The organism is Microcoleus sp. B4-C1, from assembly GCF_036705285.1.
Taxonomy (GTDB): Bacteria; Cyanobacteriota; Cyanobacteriia; order Cyanobacteriales; family Microcoleaceae; genus Microcoleus.
Genome location: NZ_JAUBUC010000175.1, coordinates 1 through 4,568, shown reverse-complemented (window position 1 = coordinate 4,568; position 4,568 = coordinate 1). Strand labels below are relative to the sequence as shown.

The following is a 4,568-nucleotide window of genomic DNA, read 5'->3' as shown; positions in this document are numbered from 1 at the left end:
TCCCGCCCGTCCAAAAAGGACGGGCGGGACGCCCATCCCACTTTCAAGAGTGGAAGTTATTTAATTCTCATTCCTTAAATCATGTCCGGTCTAGCGATCGCAATTTTTGTAGGGGCGGGTTCACCAACAATACCTGCCAATAATTGACACTATTAAAAACCCGCCCCCATCGGCATATTATGGTTAATCGATCGGACATGATATTAAATAAAATACACCCTAAATTTAGTGAATTTATCATTAAATAACAGTTAGTGTTACTTAATGACAGCTTCGGTCAAAATTACCTTACCATTCTGCCGGACTTGCAGGCGTTGGGGATTAATCGAGTAGATAATATTGCCGTTAGTCGCTTCATAACTTCCGTCATCACCTGCTGTTACTTGCATGACATTGATTTGGGTGCCATTTATTTTGCTGAGGCCGCGGTAAAAAATATTGCCTTCCTGGGTTTTGCAAATGTATATAGAAAAGTTGGGCGTTGCGAAAAATTGCACCATTTGATCTCTCGGACATCCCTCAAATTGAGCAATTTGCAGCGGTTGATTATTGCCCAAAGTGTTGGGTGCGGGTTGATTTAGTGCAGTTGCTTCTGCTGAGGCGGTCAAAAAGCCTATCGCACTAATCCCCGCCATAACTAGAACTACTGCTTTAATGCCCTTAACTGTATCTTTATAAAACATCCTGTTACTCCTGGTTTTAACTATATAATTACATCTTAAGCTATCTTTGCTGGATATTAATAATATTTAATCTCAGAGGTGAGAGGTGCAGGGAACACGGTATACCCTCGGTTTAAGTAAGGTGCGAACTGTGCACCTAACACCCGTGAAAATACACAAGTATGTCAATGCGATCGCAGGAAAGCAATCTCTTGTATTTATGACATTTTTAAGATTTTATGACTTGTTCACGCCGATTTGAGAAACTGGGTTTCTTCATATATTTCTCGTTACTAAACCTTTGATTTTCGTAGAAACCGGGAATAAGCGCCCCCATGTCGCGAACGGACTCTTTTATATCAATTCCGGTTGCATTGGAATGATTAAACCGCAGAGAACGCAGAGAACGCAGAGAACGCAGAGTCTCCAGAACAGAGAGATGAATACAGGACGATGAAGGGCGGATTTGATATTACACGGTAATGTTTATTGGCGCTTAACTATTTATTGAATAAAAAAGGGAAACAGAAGATACATTTTTCCTCCCATTTCCCATTTTTCAAATAACCGTCGTCCTGACTGCGAACCTGGTAATTAATTAACTGCTGCCAACTGTTTGTCTTTGATTTCCACAGGCGCGGTTAATGCCTCTTCCAATTCCGCACAGCCGAGTTTTTCCTCCAAAATAGCCATCACTTCGCGGCCGAAATCATTAGAATTTCGCTGCCAAGCTTCTAAACAAATTTGCCCGAAAAACGAACCCAAAGGTTCGGGATTCCATAGCAATTTGCGCGCTGTCCAAGGCATCAAACTCATCGGATCGTAACCAGGTTGCAGAATCTCCTTTTTAAAGGCGTATTCTTCTAAAATTGTGTGCGGCTGCAACCCGATAAAGAAAATAGCCGGTTCTACTTTATCGGCTCCGAAAATTCGCTCTAATTCTCGGTGATAAGCAATAGTTTGCCGGATGGTTTCAAAGGTTTCGTCAATGACGTTAAACGAGTAATTAACGGAAACCACATCGTTGTAACCTGCAGCTTTTAAATCGCGACAATTTTCCAAAACTACTCGCAAGTTGTAGCCCATCCGCATTTTCCGAACCAGTTCCTGGGAACCGCTGGTGATGCCGATTTCAAAGTAATTCATCCCCGTTTTTACCATCAAATCGCACAACTCTGGTGTGAGATTGTCCGCACGGATGTAAGCGGCCCAGTGTATGTCGTCCATGCCGGCGGCGATGATTTTTTGCAATAATTCAACTGCATCGTCGATGAATTTGCGTGCTGGGATAAATTGAGCGTCGGTAAACCAGAAATTGCGGATACCTCGATCGTACAATTGCCGAATCTCCGCCACCACCTCATCCGCCGGATTGATCCGCACTTGTTTCCCTTCAATCACGGTATAAATGCAGTAACAGCAATTGTGAGGACAGCCGCGCTTGGTTTGGACTCCGACGTAGAAGTCCATATCCTGTAGATAATAGGAAAATTCCGGCCAAATCGTTTCGATGTAGTTATAGTCGCAAGCAGTTTTCTCGATGTTGGCTGGTTTTTCGTGAATTAGCTTCGCGCGCGGCACGGTTTCTCCCACCACATAACACCTTTCCTCTGCCAAATCTTCGCCCTTAATCAACTTCTCCAGCAAAGCTTCGCCTTCCCCCACCGAAACCACAGTGCCCGTGGGCAAACTGCGGCCCAACTGCTCGTAAAACACGCTCACAGCACCGCCCCCGACCACTGCACGAGCTTCGGGGCGGTATTTCCGGGCCCGCTTCAATCCGCGCTTGATCAGTCCCAAATTGCGCCAGAGTTCGGTGTAGTAAGACGCGGCTAAACGCAGTCCTCCGAGTGCTCCCCGGAACTTGATCAGGGGATTTTTGGCGTAGTAAAACTCGAAGGCATTTTGCAGCGGATTGCCGCCTCTGCCACCCACGGGCGCATAAATTTGAATGTCCCGCCAAGAGAAAACTAGCAGAGTCGGCTTAAACTCGTCTATGCTGGCATCTAAAGCTTTAGCAAAATCCAGGGGGGGTACGGCACCTAAATCGAAAATGCGCTGTTCGACATCGGGAAACAGCTTGTGTACGTGATCCGAAAGATAGACAACTCCGATCGGGAAAATCGGATTGCAAGGGAGGCGAACGTACAGGACTCGGTTTTCTCGGTTTTCCATGATTGCCATATCCTAAAGTGGAACTTTTTCAGCTATGTTAATATTCTTTTAATATAACTTTACAATATGTCTAATTTTCGCAATTTGACATTAAATATTCTTAAATTTTTTTAAACTGGCTAAAAGCCGAGCTTGTTGGTGTCGATCGGCGACAGCAGCAGAAAAAAGCTAATTTTTAAGTGAATACAGCTTATTTTGACAAAAAATCTCTGCTAGGAGTCAAAAAGCCGATATTTATCCGGTTATATTTTAATAGAAGTTCGATCGGTCTCTAATGTATTAGGGAGTTGGTAGTCGGCTTTACAGTAGGCGGGATCGCCTAGTGTTAGCCTGAGAAGATAACTAAAACTTTTAGGCAAGGCTCCCTCAGCAGTTATGGCTCAAATTCTTGACCCCGTACCCTCAAACATTGACAGCAAGATTCTGTGCTGCTACGTCAACGCCACCAGTCAGATTCAGATTGCTCGCATCGCCAACATTCCTAACTGGTACTTTGAACGAGTGGTTTTTCCCGGACAGCGCTTAGTGTTTGAAGCGATGCCCGCTGCAGCATTGGAAATTCACACCGGGATGATGGCTAGTGCAATTTTGTCGGATAAAATTCCTTGTGATCGCTTGCAGATTAACGAAGGCCCCTATTCAAACGTCAATCCTAGCAGATCCCCAGAGGCAGTTCAGGGCGATCGAACAATCATGGCCGGCCGCCCCAAATCCAGAGAAATCTCAGAACCTTTGACTGTACCGGCGCTAACCGCCGTTGATTAATCCCAGTTGTGAGTTTTGAGTTATATAATTGTCAGTTAATTGATAACTCCGCGCTCAAAATTCCAACTTCTGCAAAGCGGTAAAAACTCAACAGTTAAGAATCAAAGTTTGTGAAATGAATTTTAGATCAAAACTCACAACTGGAAATATTGTCCGGTTTTTCGTATTTCTCTGAGTTTTGTTGGCGGGCCCAAAAGCTGTGCAAAAATATCCTTAAACAGCTTCTCGAATTCAGCCATGTCAGCACAACCGATCACCTCTTCCCCATCTTCTGCCCCAGTATTTGAGCCGGCGGTATTCCGGCTTTCTCCCCTGATTAGAATCACGCTGTTGAGCTTGTACACAGCCCTGACAATTCCATTGCCGTTTTTGTCGGAAGTAACGAAAGCACCGGTTCCTCCCGCCGCACTCTGGGCGGGAATTGTTGTTGGGGCTGTGGGCTTGTACGGCGTGCTCGGTGAAAGGGTAATTTTGAGCGAGGAAGGGATTGAAGTCACGTATCCCAACTGGTTTCCGCGTTGGTTTCGCAAGGGTTGGTCCCTACCTTGGACTGAGGTAAAAGCTCTCAAACCTCGATCGACCGGTCAAGGAGGTTTAGTTTACTATTTTTTGAGTCATTCGGGTGAAGGTTATTTGTTGCCAATGCGGGTGGCTGGATTTGGTAAATTAGTCGGTTTGGTGGAAGCAAAAACAGGTATTGATACTAGAGATGTCCGCCCTTTGTCGCAGCCTTGGATGTATCTTATTTTGCTGGGATGTACGCTGCTGCTGCTGTTGGTGGATGCGTGGACTATTGTTACGGCGATCGGGCTTAAAGGTAATCTGTAAATTTATTGTGGGTGGGCCGAAGAACCCGCCCCCAATATGCAGGTTAAATGTGGAACATCTTATTAGGAATGAGAATTAAATAACTTCCACAAGTTTGTGGGATGGGCGTCCCGCCCGTCCAAAAAGGACGGGCGGGAC

The 4,568-nt window shown here is 45.3% G+C and carries 4 protein-coding genes; 2 read left to right on the top strand and 2 right to left on the bottom strand.

All coding sequences use genetic code 11. From position 1 onward, the window contains the following. Positions 1–257 precede the first annotated feature (257 nt). A complete protein-coding gene (locus tag QUB26_RS31235; protein ID WP_333239620.1) occupies positions 258–683 on the bottom strand; it encodes a hypothetical protein in 426 nt (141 codons plus the stop codon). Positions 684–1,256: 573 nt separating this feature from the next. Then, positions 1,257–2,837 carry a photosystem II high light acclimation radical SAM protein gene (locus QUB26_RS31230; RefSeq protein WP_333239618.1) on the bottom strand — a complete coding sequence of 527 codons (1,581 nt, stop codon included), beginning with the start codon at positions 2,835–2,837 and terminating at the stop codon, positions 1,257–1,259. Between the two features lie 375 nt (positions 2,838–3,212). Here QUB26_RS31230 and QUB26_RS31225 point away from each other — a divergent pair, with 375 nt between their 5' ends. Both QUB26_RS31225 and QUB26_RS31220 read left to right on the top strand, forming a co-directional pair. Next, positions 3,213–3,602, top strand: a complete 390-nt coding sequence (locus tag QUB26_RS31225; RefSeq protein WP_333239616.1) for a DUF1830 domain-containing protein — start codon at positions 3,213–3,215, stop codon at positions 3,600–3,602. Positions 3,603–3,839: 237 nt separating this feature from the next. After that, positions 3,840–4,430: a hypothetical protein gene (locus tag QUB26_RS31220; protein ID WP_333239614.1), complete on the top strand. Its 591-nt coding sequence runs from the start codon at positions 3,840–3,842 to the stop codon at positions 4,428–4,430. Positions 4,431–4,568: the final 138 nt, after the last annotated feature.

Excerpts from the sequence above, each read along its gene's own strand:
- QUB26_RS31230 (WP_333239618.1), bottom strand. The coding sequence starts at position 2,837 with ATGGAAAACCGAGAAAACCGAGTCCTGTACGTTCGCCTCCCTTGCAAT.
- QUB26_RS31235 (WP_333239620.1), bottom strand. The coding sequence starts at position 683 with ATGTTTTATAAAGATACAGTTAAGGGCATTAAAGCAGTAGTTCTAGTT.
- QUB26_RS31225 (WP_333239616.1), top strand. The coding sequence starts at position 3,213 with ATGGCTCAAATTCTTGACCCCGTACCCTCAAACATTGACAGCAAGATT.
- QUB26_RS31220 (WP_333239614.1), top strand. The coding sequence starts at position 3,840 with ATGTCAGCACAACCGATCACCTCTTCCCCATCTTCTGCCCCAGTATTT.